Origin of the sequence: Methylocella tundrae, from assembly GCF_901905185.1 — a bacterium.
GTDB lineage: Bacteria > Pseudomonadota > Alphaproteobacteria > Rhizobiales > Beijerinckiaceae > Methylocapsa > Methylocapsa tundrae.
On record NZ_CABFMQ020000134.1, the window covers coordinates 1 to 779 of the forward strand.

Below are 779 nucleotides of genomic sequence, written 5' to 3' on the forward strand. Positions count from 1 at the left end.
TAGGTCATCGACTCATTATGGCGCAACCAGATGCGTATTGAGGCGAGCTTGACTCCGGCGAGGAAATTGTCGGCTCGTTTGTCGTAGCGCGTGGCGACGCCGCGGTAGTGCTTGATCTTGTTGAAGAAACGCTCGACGAGGTTCCTGTAGCGATAAAGGTAAGAGCTGAACGCCGGAACGTTCTTGCGGTTTGGCATGGGCTTGATGTTGGCCCATGCGCCGCGAGCGTCGAGGCTCTGGCGCAGCGCGTCGCTGTCATAGGCGCGGTCGGCCAGAAGAATTTGCCCGTCGGCCAAAGCCTCCAGCATGTCGGCTGCGCTGCGCCCGTCATGCGCCTGACCTTCGGTCAGCTTCAGGTCGATTGGCAGACCTTCCGCGTCGACAAGCGCGTGAATTTTCGTTGTCAGGCCGCCCCGCGAGCGACCCATGCAATGGGATCCGTCGACTTTTTTTGGGTATTGGCGGCGTGCTGATGGACGCGGATCGAGGATGAGTCGATCATTTGGATGTCGCCGTCATAAGCCTTTGACACGCCTTTGAGAATGCGGTCCCAGACACCAGCCTTGCGCCACCGGTTGAAGCGGTTGACGCAGGTTGTGTGCGGACCGTAGCGCCGCGGAATGTCCGCCCACGGCGCGCCAGTCCGCAAGCGCCAGAAGATACCGTTCAAGACGCGACGATCATCGACGCGCGGAACACCCCGCGGCTTGTTCGGCAACAACGGCTCAATCACCGACCATTCGAAATCCGTCAAATCAAACCGCGCCATCTCAGCCTCC

Annotated in this window: 1 protein-coding gene; it reads right to left on the bottom strand. The window is 60.1% G+C overall.

Annotated elements, in window-relative coordinates; genetic code table 11:
- Positions 1–769, bottom strand: a protein-coding gene (locus MPC4_RS19115) for an IS5 family transposase (RefSeq protein WP_425312500.1) whose coding sequence is annotated in 2 segments (ribosomal slippage) — positions 1–452 and positions 455–769 — 767 coding nt annotated over the 2 segments. Because the reading frame shifts where the segments join, the coding sequence is not laid out codon by codon here. This gene is flagged as partial in the annotation.
- Positions 770–779 lie beyond the last annotated feature (10 nt).